The sequence below is a fragment of the Xenorhabdus sp. PB61.4 genome, from assembly GCF_963894935.1.
GTDB classification, from domain to species: Bacteria; Pseudomonadota; Gammaproteobacteria; order Enterobacterales; family Enterobacteriaceae; genus Xenorhabdus; species Xenorhabdus stockiae.
On the sequence record NZ_CAWQJR010000057.1, the window covers coordinates 36840 to 59389 of the forward strand.

At 41.7% G+C, this 22550-nt stretch carries 15 protein-coding genes, 2 tRNA genes and 1 pseudogene; 13 read left to right on the forward strand and 5 right to left on the reverse strand.

Annotated features, from left to right (window positions below; genetic code table 11):
• Positions 1-9: 9 nt before the first annotated feature.
• From menB to AACX68_RS04550, 4 genes are all read left to right on the forward strand, one after another.
• Complete coding sequence (menB, locus tag AACX68_RS04535) at positions 10-867, forward strand: 1,4-dihydroxy-2-naphthoyl-CoA synthase (protein WP_228858453.1); 858 nt, start codon at positions 10-12, stop codon at positions 865-867.
• The gene (gene menC, locus AACX68_RS04540) at positions 867-1862 is read left to right on the forward strand and encodes an o-succinylbenzoate synthase (RefSeq protein ID WP_228858454.1); all 996 of its coding nucleotides are present in this window, start codon (positions 867-869) and stop codon (positions 1860-1862) included. The genes menB and menC overlap by 1 nt, the downstream gene beginning before the upstream one ends.
• Positions 1853-3271 carry an o-succinylbenzoate--CoA ligase gene (gene menE / locus AACX68_RS04545; protein WP_228858455.1) on the forward strand — a complete coding sequence of 473 codons (1419 nt, stop codon included), beginning with the start codon at positions 1853-1855 and terminating at the stop codon, positions 3269-3271. The genes menC and menE overlap by 10 nt, the downstream gene beginning before the upstream one ends.
• Positions 3272-3379: 108 nt before the next feature.
• On the forward strand, positions 3380-3922 hold the full coding sequence (locus AACX68_RS04550) for a YfaZ family outer membrane protein (protein ID WP_228858456.1): 543 nt from the start codon (positions 3380-3382) through the stop codon (positions 3920-3922).
• 65 nt (positions 3923-3987) lie between these two features.
• Here the strand turns inward: AACX68_RS04550 and tyrP are convergent, their stop codons facing one another.
• On the reverse strand, positions 3988-5193 hold the full coding sequence (tyrP, locus tag AACX68_RS04555) for a tyrosine transporter TyrP (protein ID WP_228858457.1): 1206 nt from the start codon (positions 5191-5193) through the stop codon (positions 3988-3990).
• An 886-nt stretch (positions 5194-6079) separates the two neighbouring features.
• Here tyrP and AACX68_RS20095 point away from each other — a divergent pair.
• From AACX68_RS20095 to AACX68_RS04570, 3 genes and pseudogenes are all read left to right on the forward strand, one after another.
• On the forward strand, positions 6080-6274 hold the full coding sequence (locus AACX68_RS20095; protein ID WP_370630277.1) for a S24 family peptidase: 195 nt from the start codon (positions 6080-6082) through the stop codon (positions 6272-6274).
• Positions 6275-6458: 184 nt separating this feature from the next.
• Entirely contained in the window at positions 6459-7610 is a 1152-nt protein-coding gene (locus tag AACX68_RS04565; RefSeq protein ID WP_228858458.1) for a type I restriction endonuclease, read from the forward strand.
• A gap of 25 nt (positions 7611-7635) precedes the next feature.
• Positions 7636-7892 (forward strand): annotated as a pseudogene (locus AACX68_RS04570) (tyrosine-type recombinase/integrase); the annotation flags it as partial.
• 15 nt (positions 7893-7907) lie between these two features.
• On the opposite strand, the gene AACX68_RS04575 reads toward AACX68_RS04570, so the two are convergent.
• Positions 7908-7983 (reverse strand) — tRNA-Thr (locus AACX68_RS04575).
• 6 nt (positions 7984-7989) lie between these two features.
• A tRNA-Ser gene (locus tag AACX68_RS04580) sits at positions 7990-8077 on the reverse strand.
• A 212-nt stretch (positions 8078-8289) separates the two neighbouring features.
• On the opposite strand from AACX68_RS04580, the gene rcsD reads away from it, so the two are divergent.
• Both rcsD and rcsB read left to right on the forward strand, forming a co-directional pair.
• On the forward strand, positions 8290-10989 hold the full coding sequence (gene rcsD, locus AACX68_RS04585) for a phosphotransferase RcsD (protein ID WP_228858459.1): 2700 nt from the start codon (positions 8290-8292) through the stop codon (positions 10987-10989).
• 8 nt (positions 10990-10997) lie between these two features.
• Positions 10998-11648, forward strand: coding sequence for a response regulator transcription factor RcsB (gene rcsB / locus AACX68_RS04590; RefSeq protein ID WP_099108352.1), 651 nt, complete (start codon positions 10998-11000; stop codon positions 11646-11648).
• Between the two features lie 36 nt (positions 11649-11684).
• Here rcsB and rcsC read toward each other — a convergent pair whose 3' ends face one another.
• Together rcsC and gyrA are read right to left on the reverse strand one after the other, a co-directional pair.
• Positions 11685-14537: a two-component system sensor histidine kinase RcsC gene (gene rcsC, locus AACX68_RS04595; protein WP_228858460.1), complete on the reverse strand. Its 2853-nt coding sequence runs from the start codon at positions 14535-14537 to the stop codon at positions 11685-11687.
• A gap of 164 nt (positions 14538-14701) precedes the next feature.
• On the reverse strand, positions 14702-17341 hold the full coding sequence (gene gyrA / locus AACX68_RS04600) for a DNA topoisomerase (ATP-hydrolyzing) subunit A (protein WP_228858461.1): 2640 nt from the start codon (positions 17339-17341) through the stop codon (positions 14702-14704).
• A gap of 209 nt (positions 17342-17550) precedes the next feature.
• Here gyrA and ubiG point away from each other — a divergent pair, with 209 nt between their 5' ends.
• The 4 genes from ubiG to yfaE all read left to right on the forward strand — a co-directional run bounded on the left by ubiG (position 17551) and on the right by yfaE (position 22346).
• Entirely contained in the window at positions 17551-18285 is a 735-nt protein-coding gene (gene ubiG / locus AACX68_RS04605; protein WP_228858462.1) for a bifunctional 2-polyprenyl-6-hydroxyphenol methylase/3-demethylubiquinol 3-O-methyltransferase UbiG, read from the forward strand.
• Between the two features lie 358 nt (positions 18286-18643).
• Positions 18644-20935: a class 1a ribonucleoside-diphosphate reductase subunit alpha gene (nrdA, locus tag AACX68_RS04610; protein ID WP_228858463.1), complete on the forward strand. Its 2292-nt coding sequence runs from the start codon at positions 18644-18646 to the stop codon at positions 20933-20935.
• A 12-nt stretch (positions 20936-20947) separates the two neighbouring features.
• A complete protein-coding gene (nrdB, locus tag AACX68_RS04615; RefSeq protein WP_099108347.1) occupies positions 20948-22078 on the forward strand; it encodes a class Ia ribonucleoside-diphosphate reductase subunit beta in 1131 nt (376 codons plus the stop codon).
• A gap of 1 nt (position 22079) precedes the next feature.
• On the forward strand, positions 22080-22346 hold the full coding sequence (gene yfaE, locus AACX68_RS04620) for a class I ribonucleotide reductase maintenance protein YfaE (protein ID WP_228858464.1): 267 nt from the start codon (positions 22080-22082) through the stop codon (positions 22344-22346).
• Positions 22347-22550: the final 204 nt, after the last annotated feature.

A 22550-nucleotide genomic window follows, 5' to 3' on the forward strand; every position in this document is an offset into this window, starting at 1 on the left:
CGTTTAATAATGCTCTACCCATGCGAAGAAAAATTATATGCGCCGATTGACTGGCAAGACTGTTCAAATGGATTTGAAGATATTCTGTATCATAAATCTACCGATGGTATCGCTAAAATCACAATCAATCGCCCACAAGTGCGCAATGCCTTTCGTCCTCTGACGGTTAAAGAGATGATTCAGGCGCTGGCAGATGCACGCTATGACGATAGCATCGGTACAATTATTCTGACCGGAATGGGAGAAAAAGCCTTCTGTGCCGGCGGCGATCAGAAGATCCGTGGTGATTACGGCGGTTATCAGGATGATATGGGAACACATCATCTGAATGTACTGGATTTCCAGCGTCAGATCCGTACTTGTCCAAAACCAGTTGTTGCTATGGTCGCCGGATACTCCATTGGTGGCGGACATGTTCTGCATCTGATGTGCGATCTGACCATTGCCGCAGATAATGCGATTTTTGGACAAACCGGCCCTAAAGTCGGCTCTTTTGATGGTGGTTGGGGTGCATCTTATATGGCCCGGATAGTCGGGCAGAAGAAAGCCCGTGAGATCTGGTTCCTATGCCGCCAGTACAATGCTCAGGAAGCGCTGGATATGGGGCTGGTTAATACTGTTGTTCCTTATACTGAGCTGGAAAAAGAAACCGTGCGCTGGTGCCGTGAAATGCTGGAAAACAGCCCGATGGCGCTGCGTTGCCTGAAAGCTGCCCTGAATGCAGATTGTGATGGACAGGCGGGTTTGCAGGAGTTGGCTGGGAATGCCACCATGCTGTTTTATATGACTGAAGAAGGGCAGGAAGGGCGTAACGCATTCAATGAAAAACGTCACCCTGATTTCAGTAAATTCAAACGTAACCCATAATGCGTAAAGCAACTCTTTATCACTACAGCCTGCCGATGGAGGCAGGTGTTATCCTGCGCTATCAGCGCCTGAAAACCCGCGATGGTTTTCTGGTTCATATACAGGAAAATGAGGAACACGGCTGGGGAGAAATTGCCCCGTTACCGGAATTCAGCCGTGAAACACTTGAGCAGGCAGAACAAGCCGCAGTAGCGTGGTTAACGCACTGGTGTCAGGCAGGAAAAGGCGCAGAGAAAGAACCGGAACAGAGTGAATTACCTTCTGTTGCATTTGGTATCAGTTGTGCACTTGCTGAATTGCGGGGTGAATTGCCGGAAGAAGCTGATTATCGCAAAGCACCATTATGTACCGGCGATCCTGATGATGTGATCCTGCATCTGGGAGAAATGACCGGACAGAAAATTGCGAAAGTGAAAGTAGGTTTATACGAGGCTGTACGGGATGGCATGGTAGCGAATGTTTTGTTGGAGGCTGTGCCTGAACTCCGGTTAAGACTGGATGCGAATCGTAGCTGGACACGCACTAAAGCGGATGGATTTGCCAAGTATGTCAATCCGGATTATCGCCAGCGTATTGCTTTCATTGAAGAACCTTGTAAAACCCGTGAGGAGTCACTGGATTTTGCCCGCGAAACAGGTATTGCTATCGCATGGGATGAAAGTGTCCGGGAAGACGGTTTCACGGTAAAAGCTGAAGCCGGTGTTGCTGCCATTATCATCAAGCCAACTTTGGTTGGCAGTATTGACCGTTGCTGTCAATTAATTACTGAAGCTCATCAGGCAGGATTGGAAGCGGTTATAAGCTCAAGCATTGAAACCAGTTTTGGTCTGACGCAACTGGCCCGTTTAGCACACTGGTTAACGCCGGATACACTCCCGGGATTAGATACTCTGAATTTGATCCAGTCACAACTTATTCGTTGCTGGCCAGACAGTGACATCCCTTGCCTTGAATCAGACAAACTGGAAATCGCATGGAGCCATGAATGTCATTAGCGTCGTTTAACCAATGGCCGTGGCATCACTGGGCTGTCTGTGCTCCGGAAAAACAGGCTGCCTTGTTGTATGGAAAAACCCTGACATGGCAGCAGCTAGCGAAAAAAATTAATACTATTGCAGATTATTTCCGGCAACAGGGGGTATCAGAAGGCAGTGGAGTGATCCTGAGGGGGAAAAATAGTACTGATTTATTACTCTGTTATCTTAGTGCACTACAATGCGGGGCAAGAGTACTGCCACTGAATCCTCAACTTCCCGAATCATTGCTGGTGGAGTTACTTCCCCGGCTGAATATGGCATTTGTGGCTGATTTTACCGATTCCCCTTCATCGGTTATTCAGGCAAAAGAACTCAACTGGCAAACTAAATTTACAGTTACGTCAGGAAAATATGTTATATGGGACTTAAATTCATGGGATAAGCATCGCCCGGCCAGTATGATCCTGACCTCAGGATCTTCCGGGCTACCTAAGGCCGTTGTGCATTCTATGGAAGGTCACTTTGCCAGTGCAAAGGGTGTTCTTTCCTGTATAGATTTCAGTTCACATGATCGCTGGTTATTGTCACTGCCCTTATATCATGTTTCAGGTCAGGGAATACTCTGGCGCTGGTTGCTGAAAGGCGCAGAACTTGTATTAGAAAACATGCATTCTCTGGATAGGGCTTTATCCGGTTGTACTCATGCCTCATTAGTGCCAACGCAATTGTGGCGCTGGCTGTCTCAGCCACGTGAACATAAACAGACTCTGAAAGATGTGTTACTGGGCGGGGCAATGATACCGCAGGAGCTTGTTCAACAGGCCGGAAAACTGGGCATTCGCTGCTGGTGTGGTTATGGCCTGACTGAAATGGCTTCAACAGTCTGCGCAAAGCGTGCAGATGGTTTACCGGGGGTGGGAACACCATTGCCGGGAAAAGAGATCCGTTTGCAGGATGATGAGATACAGATCAGGGCAGACAGCATTGCGATGGGGTATTGGTCTAATGGGAAATTACAGCCTTTGCTTAACGAAAATGGCTGGTTTTCCACCCGTGATCGGGGCACCTTTGAGCAGGGAGAACTGCGTATTCTCGGGCGCCTCGACAATCTGTTTTTCAGCGGTGGAGAAGGTATCCAGCCGGAAGATATTGAGCGAATCATTAACCAGCATCCTGAAATTCAGCAAAGTTTTGTTGTTCCTGTACCTGATCCTGAATTTGGGCATCGGCCTGTCATGGTAATCGAAACAAACTCTCCTAAACTTACAACAACACTTGCTAGCTGGCTTTCGGATAAACTTGCCTCATTTCAGCAGCCTGTAGCCTGTTACTTACTGCCTGAGCAGCTAAAGAATGACGGAATAAAAATCCCACGGCAGCAGGTTAAACAGTGGGTGCTGCAAAAATACGTTACCTGCATATCTTGATTAATCTAGATAGTTTATTAATTTTATAGTTTATAGCGTTTACTGAATTCCAGTAAAATGGCTTGCAACAAGTAGTGGCAATTACCAATTAGAGAAGAAGGAAACGATATGAAAGGTTTTATTGCTGTCAGTGCTGCTGGTCTGCTCTTTATGACTGGTACAGCAAATGCAATTTCTGTAAATGTTGAGGCAGGAAAGCACTATACCAGTACATCTGCGGGAATTGGTGATAAAAATGCGGGGTTCTCCCTTAACGGAAACTGGGCCCGCAGTGATCATAATGGTCAGTTGGGTAGCCTGGGACTGGCCTTTGCTCTGCCTGTTGGTCCGCTGACAGCCAGTGTTGGCGGTAAAGCTCTCTATTTGTCGCCAAAAGTCGGAAAAGATGGCGCTGCATTAGCTGCTGGTGTTGGCCTCAGCGTAGCGGTAACACCATCACTGTCCTTATATGGTGAAGCGTATGGTGCTCCATCAGGTTTTACTTCAGGTATTGACTCTTATACAGAAGCTAACGGTGGTGTCCGTTATCTCCTCTTCAGACCACTGAGTGTTGAAGCGGGTTATCGCGTAATTGATCTAAAAGGAAAAGGCGGAAATCGCAGTAATAAAGTGTCAGATGGTTTTTACTTTGGCGCAGGCGTGAATTTCTGATATTTCCAATAAAATTATCCGCATCTGTAAAGATGCGGATATGCCTTTCTCAGTGGAGTAATGGATTAGCCAAGCTCGGGCAGTATGCCTGTAACAATGCCAACCTGAATAGCAATAACAGAAATACCGCATAAGAAAATAAGGACGAGTGCCGGGTTACCACCTTTCACACGATATCCTCCCTGATTTTCTTTGCGGCAGCGCCAAACCAGCAGGCAGGGAAGTAACAGAGCCAGAATTGACAGCGCAACGGCAGCAAAGGTCAGCGCCATCACAAAGTTAGGGTAGAACAGGGCGCAAAGCATAGGAGGTACAAAAGTTATCAGGCCGGTTTGCAAACGCTCTTTGGCATGATTGCGGCGTTTTAGCAGGTCAGCAAGATAGTCAAACAGACCCAGAGAAACACCCAGAAACGATGTCGCCAGTGCGAGATCAGCAAACAGATGAACAGCAAGTTCAACTTTTGGTGATGCAACAACTTCTCGGACAGCCTGCAATAATCCATTCAGTCCTGACTGTTGTGCCAGAATCCCGACGAAGGTATTGGAAGAAATAGCACCAAGAGTCACTAATTGCCACAGGATATAAGCACTCAGCGGAATAGCACTGCCGATAAGGAATATCTTCCGCAGCTTATTTGTATCCCCTCCCATATAGGCAACGATACTTGGCACACTGCCATGAAACCCGAACGAAGTAAAAATCACCGGAATGGCTGACAGAACAAGCCCTTTTTCTATTGGCATGGATATCAGGTTGATTTTATCGACATGAGGCATCATCACACCAAGAACGAGCACCAGAAAAATGACTTTAGCAGTAAATAGCAGGCGATTAATTAAATCAACAGATCGGGTACTGATGCAGACGACACTTCCGGCGACCAGTGTGAATATAATGATCCCGATAGAAACAGAAATATCTTTCTCTAACCAGGCAGATAAACTGGCAGCCAGTAACTCCCCGGCACCACTGATATAGGCGGTTGTCAGAGCATACATCAGAAATAGCATGCTGAACCCTGTTAACACCTGCCCACCGACGCCCAAGTAGCGTTTTGCAATAGTTCCCAGCCCGGTATTGGCTTTATTATATTGATAAACTTCTACCAGCAGGAGTGCGGTATAACTCATCAAAGCCCATAGGCCAACTAACATGGCCAGTGTTGTACTAAAACCTACACCTGCCGCAGCCAGAGGCATGGCGAGCATTCCTGCCCCAATCGTCGTTCCGGCGACGATAAAAATACTGCCAGTAGTGCGATTCTTCACGCGATCCTCGTCTCTGAATATATTGATAAAATAGTAATAAGACTGGCAGGTTAAAGTATTGATGTATGGCTGTCAAATTCGTGATACATGCATTGTAAATAAATAATTACACTGTGTGATAAAACTGAGAAGTAGGTTAAAAAAGTAAATTGAATAAATGAATCTAATTTTGAATTGCTGTACCTGTGGAAACCCGCCGAAAAGAAAAAGAATTCTAGCAATAGCCTTTATATTACAGATTACGGCTGTTATTTGTTTAGCTTTATTAGTGCTTTAGTTATCGCCATCTGAACTGAGAATAACGTATGGTAGTATGCCTGAAAGTAGAAAAGAAAAAACCCGTGCTCCTGAGATAACGGGTTTTTTCTTAATACAGTGTCAGTCGTGTGAATTGAACGGATGACTTACTGATTACTGTTCTTACCTAGCGAATTACTTTTCGGTTAATAACGCCCAGACGCATCACAAAAAGTAACCAGCTAATTAACAGTAATAACCCACCACCTACTACTGTTAGCCTGATCCCTGATGTTCAATATTCGAGTTAATGCTGGAACACCTCCAGCTTTCTTGATCATTACTTCCAATGCACTCATATGGATTCTCCTTTTTCGTTAATAGTTATAAAAAAACACAATAACTACTTTAAAAAGTAACGCCTTATTTACTATGAAAATAAAAGCCTCGCTTGTATATTTGAGACATGAAAACGATGCATGAAAGAATCAAGCGAGACTCGCAAAAAAGATATAGGTCAAGTATCGTCCGAAGGAGAGTGGTCAAACATTGCGCCGTGGGATAGTAAACGTTATTAGATGGCGATGAAATAGAAGTCTCGTTCTTAAAAGATATTGAGTTAGCCTGCGGCAATGGAAGGTGTATTGGCGTGGACCATAATGGTTTTAAGTTGAGATTTATTAAAGCTACATTAAGAAAAATTGGCGCACCGAGTGATGGCTCCACAATTATTTGCTTTCCGGCAAAGGGTGACAGCATGGAACCAGTTATTCCGGACGTAACCGTAATAGGAATCGATATCTCCAACAAGATAGTTATTGATGGTAAATTGTATATAATTTAACAAGATGGCCTGAAACGACTTAAGTGTCTTTATAGGCGACCAGGCGGAAAAATACTCATAAGAAGTTATAACTGCGATGAGTACGAAGATGAGGTTGCTGATGAAAACCAAGTGAACATTATTGGTAAAATGTTTTGGTATTCCGTTTTAGATTTCTGAAGTTTTAACTTACTGAGGTTATGGAATGGATAATTTTAAGATAAAAATAAAACATCATGTTGACCACGTTAAAAACGTTGGACAACACTGCACCACCGAAGAAACAACTAAGCAAGCATTGATATTGCCTTTTTTAGATATTCTTGGGTTTAGTCCGTATGATCCGCAAAAAGTTAAAGCGGAGTACGGAGCTGACTTCCCGGGAGTTAAGGCAAATGAGCGAGTTGATTATGCCTTGTTTTGTCAGGGGGTTCCTGTGATGTTTATCGAGGCAAAAGGATACAGCGAAAAACTGGATAACCATTGCCCGCAGTTATCCAGATACTTTAACTCCACTCCAGAAGTAACCATTTCAGCAATTACAAATGGCTTAGAATGGCGTTTTTTCACTGATTTAAAACAAAAAAACGTAATGGATCCTAATCCATTTTTGCGCATCAAAATGGATGAAGTGAGCGATGCCGATGCAAGTCAGCTTTTTCGTTTTAGGCACGATAAATTCAAACCAGAAGCACTAAGGACTCTTGCAGAAGAGAGCGTTTATTTATCCGCATTTACGAAAACGATTAGTGCTAGTCTGAGAGATATAGATGGTGAATTCGTGAGATATGTTGCAAGCAGATCTAACGTAGAGCGCCAGCTAAATCAGAGATTTATTGAATCCATTACTCCATTAGTAAAGCAGGCAGTTGAAAAATCTGTTAGTGCGATGGTAGTTTCCGGTCTTTCAAATAAACATACTCCAATTGATGGAGTTCAAGATGAGGTAGAGCCTCAGGAAACACTGAAAGAACCAGATGAAATAGTAGATCCAGATAATCCAAATATTGTGACTACGAAAAACGAGTTAACGCTATTTGAGAAAGCAAAATCAATTGTTGGTGAGTCTGTTGATTTGCAATATAAGGATACGGAATCCTACTTCAATGTCCTTTATCAAGGTAAATCAAATAGATGGGTAATAAGATATTTCGATAAGAAGAATAAGCCTTATATCCAGATCCCTATTGAATTAACTGACATATTGCTTAACGAAATCAACAGGGCCGGACTCTCAGCCAGTAACTCACGAATATTTATAGAAATGCCTGAAGATATTTTAAGGATAACAGGCATCATCCTTGATGCTTTTGAATTCGTGAAAAATGACGATAATTTTAGGAAAAAACCTCAATAATCATAATGGCCACCACATTGGTGACTTGCGTCGAGCGGGTATTGAAAATTTCCGATTCCATGACCTGCGTCACACATGGGCAAGCTGGCTTGTTCAGGCTGGAGTACCTTTGAGTGCATTGCAGGAAATGGGGGTTGGGAGTCAATTGAGATGGTGAGGCGGTATGCGCATTTAGCGCCCAATCATTTGACAGAGCACGCTAAAAAGATCGATGCCCTGATAATCAGTCATGACACAAATATGACACAAGAGACTATCAGGGCATTCGGGACAACGTCATAACACGTTGATTTTATTTGGTGCCGGCTACCGGAATCGAACTGGTGACCTACTGATTACAAGTCAGTTGCTCTACCAACTGAGCTAAGCCGGCGAAATTTGGCGGAAGGATAGAGATTCGAACTCTAGGATGGTTTCCCATCGGCGGTTTTCAAGACCGCTGCCTTCGACCGCTCGGCCATCCTTCCATGGCGCGAGATTATGCCTATATCTCTGGGATGTGTCTAGCCCCCGAAAGGAAAAAATTGTTATTTTTTTACTGTTTGCTCAATCTTCGAACGCTGGTGGCCTTTTTATCCGCTAACCTGCTAGTATTAACACAACTCAATGACTTATTTTATTGCAAATTGAATTAAATTTAACCATAAATATCTTCACATGAAAGGTAGCCATTCAAAGAATGTATAAACAAGCACCTATTAAGCCATCTGCTATCCCCCGTTTTTATGCACTGTTTATTATTCTGCTTTTTACGTCTCTATTTTTATTTGGGTATAACTATTTTGATAGTTGGTTGATGGAGAAAAAATATGCCGTCAGCAGTGTGACAGCTAAAATGCGATTGCAGATTAAAGATTATCGCTACCATGCAGGGCGTATCTTCGAACAGTCTAATTCTCAGTCACTATCTTCTCTGGGGACTGTACCTACACTGGGAGTAGGCCCTAATATTTATTGGCTGGAAAACAATAGCAAAAATATCGATGCAATTATTTTTGGTAGTTACAATGATTCAAGTGTGCAACTGGCTCAGAAATTATCCCATTATCTTGAAATCCTCTGGGGTTCGCGTAATGAATATGAATCTATGTATTACCTCAATGGTAAGGATAACAATTTACTACTGGTGACAACGCATCCTATTTTAAAACCGGAAATCAGATTTAAGGAAAGTTATCTGACCCTGACCTCTGATTTTAAGCGTTCTGAAATGCTGGCTCAGTCAATAGCGCTGGATGAAAGAGAAAGTATCTCATCTATTCATTCATTGCGCGGAGAGAATATTTATTTCTATACCTATAAAGCCGCATTCAACTCACCTGGGCAATTAACCACCGTTATCGCCTTTGATCTACCAATTAATAACCTCCTGCCGGTTGATATGTCAGCGGCAAATTTTCGGCTGAACTCAAACAATGAATATGATCTTGACAAGACAAGTAAAGTTGATGTTTCTTTAAACGGTTTTTGGCTGGAATTTTCTCAGTCACTGAATATTGTGCCATATAAATTGATATATCAGGTTCCACTGAAAGCACTTGTTGTAGATTTATTGCTCAGAAATATTTGGCTGTTACTTTCGATATTGCTTTTCTTATTGCTCTCATTCAGTGGTTTATTTTATATCCGTCGGCGATATATCACGCCTAATGCATCAATGGATCAGGAACTGAAAATCAAAAACTCTTTGGAAAATGATATTGTTTCCAATATACCCATTGGGTTGCTGATTTATGATTTTTCATCTAACCAACTGATTAGCAGTAATAAAATTGCCGAAAAACTATTGCCTTATCTTGATTTGGATAAGGTTAAAATAATGGCAGAACAGCATCATGGTGTTATTCAAACCTCGATTGAGGATGCGGTTTATGAAGTAAAAATGTATAGCAGTAATCTATTGCCTGAAACATACCTTTTCTTATTTCAGGGCCGGGATCAGGAGGTAATGATCAATAAACGGTTACAGCTTGCTCAACGAGAATATGAGAAAAGTGTATACGCCAGACGTTCAATGTTGCTAAATATTAATAATGAAATAAAAGAGCCTATTCAGGAGCTGAACGATCTTGTTATTCAATTGAAAGAGAAGTCACAAGATGAAGATATCCAATATTCATTGGATAGGTTGCTGTTAAAATCAGAATATATTACCGATTGGGTTGAAAATATTTCATTACTCAATGGGTTAGAATCAGATGACTGGAAGCCTGCTAATGAGATATTCTCTTTATCCTCGCAACTGGAAAATATATTAAAAATATTTCTTCCAACGCTAAATGCTAAGAGTCTGAAGGCTTATTATCATTTTAACATTCCTCATGAGTCCATATTCAACGGTGATGGGCAAGCAATAAGTAAAATAGTTTCATTATTATTAAATTATGCTATTACAACAACCAGTTATGGGAAAATATCACTTAACGTCAGTACCTCCGGTAAATATAACAGCCACATACAGATTGAGTTAATTGATAGCGGTTCAGGTCTTAGCGAGAAAGATCTGAATAGTTTAAATTACCCTTTCTTACATAAGTTAGCAGAAGATAAATATTATACAAATTCTGGGTTAGCCTTTTATTTGTGCAATCAGTTATGTAAAAAGATGGGAGGAAATCTTCAAATTAACAGTAAACTGGGACTGGGAACGCATTATGTTGTTAGTTTGCCGTTATCTCAACAAGATGAAGATATAGAGACCCCGCAACTATTGGAAGGGGTTATTGCCCTAGTAGATATCAGTAATCCTGAAATTAAAAAAATAATCCATAATTATCTTGATAATTATGGAGCAACATATTTTGAAAAAAGCACAGAAAATGTTACGGAAGAATACGATATTATTCTTACTGATAAACAGAACAAAACAAAAAAGCCAACTATATTATTAGTAGGTAATTTAGTAGGGTTTAAGCAAATGCAAGCTGGTTTGGTTCAGTGTAATTACAATTTTGTTGGTGATGTTATCAATGCGATATCGCTGCTGATTGAAGAAAATTTCAGCTTAATTGAGTCTGACGAGATCGCCTCTGATCTGAAACCAGAATCAGATTTTGTTCAAAATGTAGATAGTAATATTTGTAATACCCTTAAAAGTTATCACACGCAGCTGGTAGACAGTAATTATAGGAAATTATTTATAGAGACGGTACCGATGGATGTTACTAAGCTGTATACTGATATGGAACGCTATGACTTAATATCACTTTCGCAAACGGCACACCGCCTTAAAGGTGCGTTTGCTATGTTAGACTTTAAATTGCTAAAAACATTATGTGAGGCGTTGGAACAACACATAGCAGACAATAATGAAGTAGAAATCAAAAGTAGCATCAGCCGTATTGATTCCTTTGTCACAAAGCTGTTGCAGCCAAGGTAACCAATAATATGAATAACCTTAATGTCATTATTGCCGATGACCATCCTATTGTTTTATTTGGCATCCGCAAGTCACTTGAACAAATTGAGTGGATTAATATTGTCGGTGAGTTTGAAAATTCAACTACACTGATTAATAGTTTGCCACATATAGAAGCAGATGTTCTCATAACGGATTTGTCAATGCCCGGTGACAAATATGGCGATGGCATCACCCTGATAAAATATATTAAACGCCATTATCCGACACTGGCTATCGTTGTTTTAACGATGAACAATAATCCGGCTATTTTAAGTGCAGTACTTGAACTTGATATTGAAGGGATTGTTTTAAAGCAGGGAGCGCCAACCGATTTGCCTAAAGCACTTTCTGCGCTACAAAAAGGTAAACAATTTACACCTGAAAGTGTTTCTAAATTGTTAGAAAAAGTGAATGCTAATGGTTACGGAGATAAGCGTTTATCTCCAAAAGAGAGTGAAGTGCTGCGTTTATTTGCTGAGGGGCTACTTGTTACAGATATTGCAAAGAAGCTTAATCGTAGTATAAAAACCATTAGTAGTCAGAAAAAATCTGCAATGATAAAACTGGGAGTGGATAACGATATTGCGTTACTTAATTACTTATCTTCAGTCACTATTGACAATGATATGGTTAAATAGCCTATTTGTTATTTCTTTCAGTATAGGATCGGTGATTTATGTTGCCGATCTTATATGTGCCACTAATGTTTCTTTCAATTTTGTCAGTGATACTGGTTTTAGTAAACAATAATCCATACCGACATCAGCACAACGTTGCCTTTCCTCTGCCATTGCATTCGCTGTAATCCCAATGATGGGTTTAGTATATCCTTTACTTCTTAAATATTTTGTGAATTCATAACCACCCATATTGGGCATGTTAACATCGGTCAGAATAATATCAGTTTCGTTATTTTTCAGATATTCAATAGCATCAAGCCCGTCATTAGCCATTGCTGTTTTGAGGCCTAGTGTGCTTAATTGTTCAACCAGTAAATGCCGATTGATAGGATGGTCATCAACAACTAAAATCCTAATTTTATTTAGTCTGTCATCTACTTTGACTGGCGTTGTTATTGTTGAAGCAGAAGACATAGGCATATAATTATTGTCTGATAGCAGGCTATTAATAAAAGCAGCAAAATTGCTAATCTGGTAAGTGTTATGCAACCAGTAATTATTATGGGTGTTTTGAGGTTCCCCGATATGCTGTTCTGATATTTCAATGCGATAATGGACAGAATTATTGGGCTCCATAGGGAGATCACTGACTAAAAATTCAGAATCAATGGCTTTATTTTCATCATATAAAGCAATTTGAAAATGTGCCTTTGTAAGCAAGTTGTACAGATATTTTTCTAAACAATCATTGTGAATATCTAAGACGATTTTTTGTTGAGCATGCTTTGGAGAATAGGTGTTAGTCTGGTATTTATCCTTATCATATCTTGCACCATATAACGGAAGCCGGATAGAGAAAATACTGCCAACATATTGTTGGGATACAAACTCAATATCACCATCCATCAGGTTGATTAATTTTTCACAAATAGCTAAACCCAATCCGGTACCTTGTGATGCATTCTCTTTATTGGTACTGGTTTGAAAAAATGGTTCAAATAACTGCGCCTGTAATTTATTTTCTATTCCTAGCCCTGTATCTTTGATACTGATATACATATAGCCGTGTCTTATCGCGATGGATATAACAATGCAGCCCGTTTCTGTAAATTTAATCGCATTATTTAACAAGTTAGAAATAATTTGCTGAAGCCTCACCGGATCGTTATTAATGTAGTCAGGTACATCTGGTTCAATATAACAATAGAATCCCAGATTTTTTTTCGCGATAAGGGGGAGGTAATTTGAAATTACATGAGATATGACTTCTTTACAGCTGAATTCTTTGGCATCAATTTTCAATTGATTAGATTCTATTTTGGAGAAATCAAGAATATCACTAATAATCTTTAACAGCAGTGATGATGAATTATTCATTGTCGATAATAACCGGGCGGTTTCCGGTGACAATGGATAGGATTGTAGTAATTCAAGATTCCCGATAATGCCATATAATGGCGTCCTTAATTCATGGCTCACTGTTGCCAGAAACATTGATTTTGCCTGATTGGCCTGCTCTGCGGCTGAGGCCATTTCCTGTAATGATTTCTCCATTTTTGCCCGGGTACTGATATCAATCAGAACACAGATTGCGACTTCTTCATTGCGATAGCGTGAATGCACAAAACTAATTTGCAGATGATTATTATTGCTGGTGACAACATCAATGTAGCTGCTGCTTTTATCACAAATGATATCAATAATGCGTTTTTGATCTTCAAATGTCAGCATTCTAGTATAGTTATGTGCAAGTTCATTACTTAATATATTAGCACCATCACTAATCCGTAAAATACTGATGCCGACAGGAGCTGAGGCAACGATTTTATGGTTAAACTGCTCATTCTCTTCCAGGCGAAGAGCATTATTTTCAGCAGGAGAGAACATTTTTCTCTCAAATAACCAGACAAAAAAGATAATCAGAATCGCAGAGGTGATATTAAGAATAATGCTATTAATGATTTTATGTTTGAATGCATTAAAAATATTCATTAAGGGTTCTGAATATACCACACTGAATGATGAGGGTGCTAAACGTCGTTTTAATAATAAATGAGAAAAGTTTTCACTATAGCCAAAATAAGGCACTTGCGTATTGTAGCCAATCGTGTTGGATGTATTACCATTCCTTGCAGGATAATATAATTCAGGCTTATTATAATGATTTAGTAGTGTAAGAGTAATATTCCTGTCATGATCGGGGATAAAAGTATCCAGCCTGATAGATTGTTCGACGCCTATCATTGCAATCATTTTCCCATTGCTATAAATAGGAGCAAGGATATAAAAGCTACCACTGTCGGAACTTGTATTTGGAGCTGCCCAATAGATATTTTGATTTTTTCCTTTCTCTTGGTCAAATATCAGACGTCGGTAATTTTCATAAACCATTTTTTTTAGTATGTCAGGATCGGTTATTGTCCCGCGAATTGGAGAATTCATCATGCACATACTTTGAATATCGACTACAAAAACCTGATTAATGCCCTGTGGCATAACAATATTATCTTTCCAAAAGAAGAACAGCTCATTTAATGATTTTAAGTAGTGGTCTGTTTCATTACTCAGAAAATCACAATTAGAATGTATACTCAGCGGTGTATACAAAAAATGGGAGTTATTATGTGGCAGGTTAATAATCAGTTTTTTTTCATTCTTCTGGGATAAATATTTTTCCGTCATATATTGGAGATCATGCAGAGTACCAGTCGTATTCCGAATATAGGAGAACATTATATCGTAGACAGTATTATAGTCCTGACGAATATCTGATTTACCCTTATTAAAAATATTAGCCAGATAGAAAGTGGTTAATAACGCGCCTAATGCCCATAACATAAAACCAAGTACCCGAAAAAGGTAGCGGGATATCTTTAGTGATGTATGAAATGAAGATAGATATCTCAAGAGGTCGCCTGATAAAAATGTGGTCAATAATAACTGTTAACAGCATATACTAGTGTAGCAGGGAATACAAAGTAGCATTTGGTACTAAAAAAAATCACATAAAAAAGCAGGTATTTTTTATACCTGCTTTTCTTAATGTATCAGTGGTTCAGAAAAAGAGGATGTTATTCCTGATTTTCTGCTCCATTACTTTCTTCATCAGAAGGCGTGATTATATCACTGTCTTCATCTTCATCATCAGGTTCAGCTACACGCTGCAAGCCAACTACTTTTTCATCTTCTGCCGTGCGGATCAAGGTAACCCCTTGAGTATTACGGCCGACGGTGCTGACTTCAGACACTCTGGTGCGTACCAATGTTCCCGCATCAGTAATCATCATGATTTGATCGGTTGGTTCAACCTGAATTGCCCCAATCACATTACCGTTACGTTCACTGACCTTGATCGAGATAACGCCCTGAGTTGCACGGGATTTGGTTGGGTATTCTTTCTCTGCGGTTCGTTTTCCATAACCGTTTTCTGTCACCGTCAGGATCTGTCCTTCTCCGCGAGGAATAATCAGGGAAACGACTTTATCTCCTTCAGCCAGTTTAATACCCCGGACTCCGGTTGCTGTACGTCCCATTGCACGGACGCCTTTCACGCGAACCGTACCATCTTCCAGCGTTTCTTCCTCTTCTTCAAGGAAACGGACAACTTTACCCTGTGCAGAGAACAGCATGACTTCATTACTGCCATCAGTGAGGTCAACACCGATCAGTTCATCGCCTTCATTCAGATTAACGGCGATAATACCGGCGCTACGCGGACGGCTGAATTCGCTGAGTTTAGTCTTCTTAACAACGCCACTTGCAGTTGCCATGAAGATATTCAGACCTTCTTCATACTCACGTACTGGCAGAATAGCGGTAATGCGCTCGTCCTGATCTAATGGCAACAGGTTGACGATTGGTCGGCCACGGGCACCGCGACTTGCTTCTGGCAACTGATAGACTTTCAGCCAGTACATTTTGCCTTTGTTAGAGAAGCAAAGAATTGTATCGTGAGTATTGGCTACCAGCAGACGCTCAATGAAATCTTCTTCTTTGATACGTGCTGCGGATTTACCCTTACCACCACGGCGCTGGGCTTCATAATCAGACAGAGGCTGGTATTTTACGTATCCCTGATGGGAAAGTGTGACCACAACATCTTCCTGATTGATCAGGTCTTCAATGTTAATATCTGCTGAGTTTTCAGTCAGTTCAGTACGACGTTTATCGTTATACTGCTCTTTGATGGCAAGTAACTCTTCCCGGATGACTTCCAGCAGACGCTCAGGGCTTTCCAGAATGAACATCAGTTCAGCGATAACTTTCAGCAGCTCACGGTATTCATCAAGCAGCTTTTCGTGCTCCAGACCGGTCAGTTTCTGCAAACGCAGATCCAAAATAGCCTGAGCCTGTTGTTCGGTCAGATAGTACTTGCCGTCACGGATACCAAATTCTGGCTCCAGCCACTCAGGACGAGCGGCATCGTCACCGGCCTGAGCCAGCATTGCTGCAACATTACCTAATTCCCATGCCTGAGAAATGAGGTTTGCTTTCGCTTCAGCAGGAGTAGGAGCACGGCGGATCAATTCGATAACCGGATCGATATTTGCCAGCGCAATAGCCAGTGCTTCAAGGATATGAGCACGATCGCGGGCTTTGCGTAGTTCAAAAATCGTTCTGCGCGTGACAACTTCACGACGGTGGCTGACAAATGCAGAAAGAATTTCTTTCAGATTAAGCAGCTTAGGTTGACCCTGATGCAGAGCAACCATGTTGATACCGAATGAAACCTGCAACTGGGTGAGAGAGTACAGATTATTCAGAACAACTTCACCGACCGCATCACGTTTTACTTCGATAACGATGCGCATACCATCTTTATCGGATTCGTCACGTAACGCACTAATCCCTTCGATACGCTTATCTTTCACCAGTTCAGCGATTTTCTCAATCAGGCGAGCTTTGTTTACCTGATAAGGGATTTCATTGACGATAATGGTTTCGCGGCCATTTTTCTCGTCAGTTTCAACTTCTGCGCGGGCACGGATATAAACTTTACCGCGACCAGTGCGGTAGGCTTCCTGAATACCACGACGACCATTAATAATGGCTGCTGTCGGGAAATCAGGCCCCGGGATATATTCCATCAGGCCTTCAATACTGATATTTTCATCATCAATATAAGCCAGACAGCCATCGATCACCTCAGACAGGTTATGAGGCGGTATATTAGTTGCCATGCCGACCGCAATCCCTGATGAACCATTCACCAGTAGATTGGGGATACGGGTTGGCATTACATCGGGAATTTGCTCAGTGCCATCATAGTTAGGCACAAAGTCGACGGTCTCTTTTTCCAGGTCTGCCAGCAATTCATGGGCTATTTTTGACATGCGTACTTCGGTATAACGCATCGCAGCCGCAGAGTCGCCGTCAACTGACCCAAAGTTCCCCTGACCGTCAACCAGCATATAACGCATGGAGAATGGCTGTGCCAGACGAACGATCGTGTCGTAAACAGCGGTGTCGCCGTGTGGATGGTATTTACCGATCACATCCCCAACAACGCGGGCAGATTTTTTATAGGGTTTATTCCAATCATTTCCCAGTACATTCATCGCAAAAAGTACACGGCGATGTACGGGCTTCAGTCCGTCTCGAACATCTGGCAGTGCGCGTCCAACAATAACGGACATCGCATAATCCAGATATGAGCTTTTCAGCTCTTCTTCGATATTGACCGGGGTGATTTCTCTGGCAATGTCGCTCATGGAGCCACTGTCCCTCATACTCCGAATTCAAAGGCTTAGAATTATACCACAAATTGACAGTTTTATAAAAATCAGATGCGGGTATTTCAAGATTAAGGTGTGTATAATAGTTTCTTATCACACATCCCCATAATACTGTTACATTTTCTGTGAATCAGTTTTCTGTGAACCAGTTTTCTGTGAAGCAGTTCCTAGGAGCGATATTGCTGATGAACGCTAAAACCCCCGATTCACACACTCAATCACATGCCAACGTGGATCAACAGGAAATCGAAAAATTTGAAGCAGTTGCTTCCCGATGGTGGGATCTTGACGGCGAATTTAAGCCATTACACCGTATTAATCCATTACGTTTGAACTATATCCTGCAACGAGCCGAAGGGCTTTTTGGTAAAAAAGTACTGGATGTCGGATGTGGTGGCGGAATACTGTCAGAGAGTATGGCACGTGAAGGGGCAGATGTGATCGGTCTGGACATGGGTTTTGAACCATTGCAGGTTGCCCGGCTGCATGCATTGGAATCCGGTATGTCGGTGACTTATGTGCAGGAAACCGTGGAAAGTCATGCCGAACAGCATCCGCACGCCTATGATGTCGTTACCTGTATGGAAATGCTGGAACACGTCCCCGATCCGGGGTCGGCTATTCGCGCTTGTGCCAAACTGGTTAAACCTGGCGGCCATGTGTTTTTTTCCACCATTAACCGCAATAGAAAAGCGTGGCTAATCGCTGTTATCGGCGCTGAATATATTTTGAACATGGTGCCAAAAGGAACACATGATGCGAAAAAATTTATCCGCCCTTCGGAGCTAATTGGCTGGCTGGATAAAACTTCCCTGAAAGATCAACATATTATTGGCCTTCATTACAATCCGTTAACAGATAAATTTCGTCTTGGACACAATGTGGATGTGAATTACATGCTTCATACCCAATCCGCTTAACAAGATCAATTAAAGGATTAATAAAACAACAAATAGATACTTTTTTTAAGTTTTTATTTTTGAGTTTCTGCCGATAGGTTTGCGAAAGTAACATCAAGTAACTACGCAGGTTATCGGCTTTTTGACAAAATTAATCCTCAAGTTATCCACAAAACTTCCCGATCTTGTACACTTGATAAAATGCGAAATTAACATTATCTTGTTATTACAGTTTTATTTACCCCCTATATATTGTGTTTCTGGACGTTTCACTGCTACTAGTTCCCAACTGGCTTTCAGTCTTCTTGGGGGCATCGTGCTGTCAACGGACAGGAAAAACAATTCAAGGCGAGATACGAAAAAGAAGGTGTATTTCCTCATGAACCAGAGTCTGCTAGTAACCAAGCGTGATGGGCATAAAGAACAAATTGATCTTGATAAAATTCACCGGGTTGTTGCCTGGGCTGCCGAAGGGCTGAAAAATGTCTCAGTATCACAAGTAGAGTTGCGTTCCCAGATTCAATTTTATGACGGTATTAAAACATCCGATATCCATGAAACCATGATTAAGGCTGCTGCTGACCTGATTTCAGGTGATGCCCCGGATTACCAGTATCTGGCAGCGCGTTTAGCCATTTTTAACCTGCGCAAAAAGGCTTATGGTCAATTTGAGCCGCCAGCGTTATATGACCACGTTGTACGTATGGTCGATTTAGGTAAGTATGACAAACATTTGCTGGAAGACTACTCCAAAGAAGAATTCGAGCAAATGGACAGTTTTATTAGCCATCTGCGTGATATGGATTTTTCCTACGCAGCTGTTAAACAACTCGAAGGCAAATATCTGGTACAGAACCGTGTTACCGGTGAAATTTATGAAAGCGCCCAGTTCTTGTATGTACTGGTAGCTGCATGCTTGTTTTCCACCTATCCGAAGGAAACACGTCTGGATTATATCCGTCGTTTTTACGATGCGGTTTCTACTTTTAAAATTTCATTACCAACGCCGATTATGGCGGGAGTTCGTACTCCAACCCGTCAGTTCAGCTCCTGTGTTCTGATTGAATGTGGTGACAGCCTTGATTCTATCAATGCAACATCCAGTGCGATTGTGAAATATGTATCCCAGCGTGCAGGTATTGGAGTGAATGCAGGCCGTATCCGTGCATTGGGCAGCCCGATCCGCGGTGGTGAGGCTTTCCATACTGGTTGTATTCCCTTTTACAAGCACTTCCAGACAGCAGTGAAATCCTGCTCTCAGGGTGGTGTTCGTGGTGGTGCGGCGACATTGTTCTACCCAATGTGGCATCTGGAAGTAGAAAGCCTGCTGGTGCTGAAAAACAACCGTGGTGTTGAAGGAAACCGTGTTCGCCATATGGACTATGGTGTGCAGATCAACAAGCTGATGTATGAACGCTTGATCAAAGGGCAAGACATTACTCTGTTCAGCCCGTCCGATGTACCGGGGTTATATGATGCTTTCTTTGCTGATCAGGATGAATTCGAACGCCTGTATACGCAATATGAAAATGACAGCAATATCCGTAAAGAGCGTATCAAGGCAGTAGAGCTGTTCTCTTTGATGATGCAGGAACGTGCTTCAACCGGCCGTATTTATATTCAGAACGTTGACCACTGTAATACACACAGCCCGTTTGATCCGGCTATTGCGCCTGTTCGTCAGTCGAATCTGTGTCTGGAAATTGCTCTGCCGACCAAACCGTTGGATAACATTAACGATGAAAATGGCGAGATCGCATTATGTACGCTGTCTGCGTTCAACCTTGGAGCTATTGAGAATCTGAGTGAGCTGGAAGAACTGGCAGATTTGGCTGTTCGCGCACTGGATTCCTTGCTGGACTATCAGGATTATCCGATTGTTGCGGCTAAACAGGGTTCAATGGGGCGTCGTACACTGGGTATTGGTGTCATTAACTTTGCTTATTATCTGGCGAAAAACGGTGTTCGTTATTCTGATGGCAGTGCGAATGGTTTGACGCATAAAACATTTGAAGCTATTCAGTATTATTTGCTGAAAGCTTCCAATAAGCTGGCTAAAGAGCAGGGAGCATGTCCGTGGTTTGGTGAAACAACGTATTCACGGGGCATTCTGCCGATTGATACATATAAAAAATCGCTGGATACATTGACCAATGAACCATTGCATATGGACTGGGAAGCTCTGCGTAGCGATATCCTGCAATATGGTCTGCGTAACTCAACTTTATCAGCGCTGATGCCATCGGAAACTTCTTCACAGATTTCCAATGCAACAAATGGTATTGAACCACCAAGAGGTTACGTCAGCATTAAGGCATCAAAAGATGGCATTCTGCGCCAGGTTGTACCGGAATATGATCGTCTGAAAAGATCTTATGAATTGCTGTGGCAAATGCCAAGCATTGACGGTTATCTGCAATTGGTAGGGATCATGCAGAAATTTATCGATCAATCTATTTCTGCCAACACTAACTATGACCCAGCGCGTTTCCCTAACGGCAAAGTTCCGATGAACCAATTGCTGAAAGATTTACTGCTCGCTTACAAATATGGCGTGAAGACTCTGTATTACCACAACACCCGAGACGGTGCGGAAGATGCTCAGGATGATTTGGAAGAAGTTGTCGAATCTGCTGATTCCGATTGTGAAGGCGGCGCGTGTAAAATTTAATCTGAGGAAACTATGTCCTATACTACTTTTTCGCAAGTAAAAAATGATCAGTTACAGGAGCCGATGTTTTTCGGCCAACCTGTGAATGTAGCGCGTTATGATCAACAGAAGTACCCTATTTTTGAAAAGCTGATTGAAAAACAGCTCTCGTTTTTCTGGCGTCCTGAGGAAGTTGATGTTTCCCGTGATCGCATCGATTACAACGCGCTGCCGGATCATGAAAAACATATTTTTATTAGTAATCTGAAATATCAGACGTTGCTGGATTCTATTCAGGGCCGCAGCCCGAACGTAGCGTTCCTGCCGCTGATTTCAATCCCGGAATTAGAAACGTGGGTTGAAACATGGTCGTTTTCAGAAACAATTCATTCGCGTTCTTATACACATATTATCCGTAATATCGTGAATGATCCTGCTGTTATATTTGACGATATTGTTACAAATGAGCAGATCCTGAAACGAGCGCAAGATATTTCAAAGTATTACGACGATCTGATTGAAATGACCAATTACTATCACCAGTTGGGTGAGGGTACATATAATGTTGCGGGTCAGGAAATCACAGTAAGTTTGCGCGCGCTGAAAAAACAGCTTTATTTATGCTTGATGAGTGTTAATGCGCTGGAAGCTATTCGTTTCTATGTCAGCTTTGCTTGTTCCTTTGCGTTTGCTGAACGTGAATTGATGGAAGGCAATGCAAAAATCATCAAATTGATCGCTCGTGATGAAGCCCTGCATTTAACAGGTACTCAACACATGCTGAACCTGCTGCGCTCTGGTCAGGATGATCCTGAAATGGCAGAAATTGCACAAGAGTGTGAACAGCAGTGTTATGACCTGTTTGTACAGGCAGCTGAACAGGAAAAAGAATGGGCAGAGTATCTGTTTAAAGATGGCTCGATGATTGGCCTGAATAAAGACATTCTGAGTCAGTATGTTGAATATATTACTAATATTCGCATGCAGGCTGTAGGCCTGAAGCTGCCATTTGAAATTCGCTCAAACCCGATTCCTTGGATCAATTCGTGGTTGGTTTCTGACAATGTTCAGGTGGCTCCACAGGAAGTCGAAGTCAGCTCTTATTTGGTTGGTCAGATTGATTCGGAAGTCAATACTGAGGATCTCAGCGGTTTCGAACTCTGATATGGCTGATTACAAAGTTACCCTGCCTTTGAGGCAGGGATTATCTGTCTATTACTCTTCCCATCTTCACAGTAATCTGTTGGAAGCTTTAGAACAAGGCAAAGTACAGATTGAATATCAATGTCGTGAAGGATATTGTGGTTCTTGTCGTGTTCGATTGCTAAAAGGGAAGGTAGGGTATCCTTGTAAGCCATTAGCATTTGTTAATGAGGGCGAGATTTTACCTTGTAGCTGTTATCCCCTTTCTGATATTGAAATTGAGCCTTGATTGATATTGACGGCAATTTTCTATCCGGTAGATAGGAAGAGAAATTGTAAATTTTTACTGCTGTCCAATATTAAAGTCATTATTAATAGTAAGTATATTAGAGATATGAATCGATATGCTTACTTTTTCTCGTTGTTTCCCTTTCTTCTGCATTGCTTCTTGTTATTAATTCCCTTATCTTTATAAATACTATTCAATTTTTAC

Coding starts and splice junctions, on each gene's coding strand:
- menB (WP_228858453.1), top strand. CDS start 10: ATGCTCTACCCATGCGAAGAAAAATTATATGCGCCGATTGACTGGCAA.
- menC (WP_228858454.1), top strand. CDS start 867: ATGCGTAAAGCAACTCTTTATCACTACAGCCTGCCGATGGAGGCAGGT.
- menE (WP_228858455.1), top strand. CDS start 1,853: ATGTCATTAGCGTCGTTTAACCAATGGCCGTGGCATCACTGGGCTGTC.
- AACX68_RS04550 (WP_228858456.1), top strand. CDS start 3,380: ATGAAAGGTTTTATTGCTGTCAGTGCTGCTGGTCTGCTCTTTATGACT.
- AACX68_RS04565 (WP_228858458.1), top strand. CDS start 6,459: ATGGATAATTTTAAGATAAAAATAAAACATCATGTTGACCACGTTAAA.
- rcsD (WP_228858459.1), top strand. CDS start 8,290: ATGTATAAACAAGCACCTATTAAGCCATCTGCTATCCCCCGTTTTTAT.
- rcsB (WP_099108352.1), top strand. CDS start 10,998: ATGAATAACCTTAATGTCATTATTGCCGATGACCATCCTATTGTTTTA.
- gyrA (WP_228858461.1), bottom strand. CDS start 17,341: ATGAGCGACATTGCCAGAGAAATCACCCCGGTCAATATCGAAGAAGAG.
- ubiG (WP_228858462.1), top strand. CDS start 17,551: ATGAACGCTAAAACCCCCGATTCACACACTCAATCACATGCCAACGTG.
- nrdA (WP_228858463.1), top strand. CDS start 18,644: ATGAACCAGAGTCTGCTAGTAACCAAGCGTGATGGGCATAAAGAACAA.
- nrdB (WP_099108347.1), top strand. CDS start 20,948: ATGTCCTATACTACTTTTTCGCAAGTAAAAAATGATCAGTTACAGGAG.
- yfaE (WP_228858464.1), top strand. CDS start 22,080: ATGGCTGATTACAAAGTTACCCTGCCTTTGAGGCAGGGATTATCTGTC.